The sequence below is a fragment of the Methylobacterium bullatum genome, assembly GCF_014845095.1.
Taxonomy (GTDB): domain Bacteria; phylum Pseudomonadota; class Alphaproteobacteria; order Rhizobiales; family Beijerinckiaceae; genus Methylobacterium; species Methylobacterium bullatum.
Map to the genome: position 1 here is coordinate 1 of NZ_NKUG01000276.1, position 722 is coordinate 722.

Consider the following 722-nt stretch of genomic DNA (forward strand, 5'->3'; position numbering starts at 1 on the left):
GAGCAGAAGGAGGTCGCCCTGACCCAGGCGCTGATCGACGGCCTCGTGGCGGCGCAGCCCGAACTGGCGAAACTCCCTGCCGGCAACGCGGACAAGCCCGATCCGAAGGTCCAGGCCCAGGCCGTGGCCATCGCGAAGAAGAACGGTTTTGCCAGCGTCGACGACCTGCAGGACGCGGCCGACAGCGTCGAGGCGGTGCTGGACGGCGTGGACCCCGAGACGAAGACCTATGTCGGCGTCGTGCCGCTGCTGAAGAAGCAGGTCGCCGCCATCGAGGCCGACACGAAGATGAAGCCCAAGGACAAGGCCGCCGCGCTAAAGGACATCAACGAGGCGATCGCCGCCGGCGAGCCCACCAAGCCCTCCGACGGCAACATCGCCCTCGTCACCAAGAACATCGACAAGCTCGGTCAGATGGCGGGCGGCGGGCAGTAGCACCCCACCGAGCCGAGCCCGGCCTCCGGGAATGGCGGTCCGCGAAGGGCTCGTGCAACCGGAGGTCGGGCCGCTGACTTTCCATCACGACGTCGACGGCGCAGGAGCCGGCGACCGCAGCGAGGCTCAGGACCAGTGACTGCACCTTTGAGGCCGGTTCCGCCGAGCGGCCGGCCGGTAACGGAACGGGCTTTTCCGCAGGGCGGTCCGGCTTGGAACGGCCCGGGCTTCGGCGAATTCGTCGGTATCGTCGCCCTGATGATGGCCGTGACCGCCATCTCCATCGA

At 68.3% G+C, this 722-nt stretch carries 1 protein-coding gene; it reads left to right on the plus strand.

Features of this window, described 5'->3' with window-relative positions; translation table 11 throughout:
* On the plus strand, window positions 1-435 hold a 435-nt coding region (locus MBTS_RS23060; RefSeq protein WP_192216587.1), incomplete at its 5' end, for a hypothetical protein.
* Window positions 436-722 lie beyond the last annotated feature (287 nt).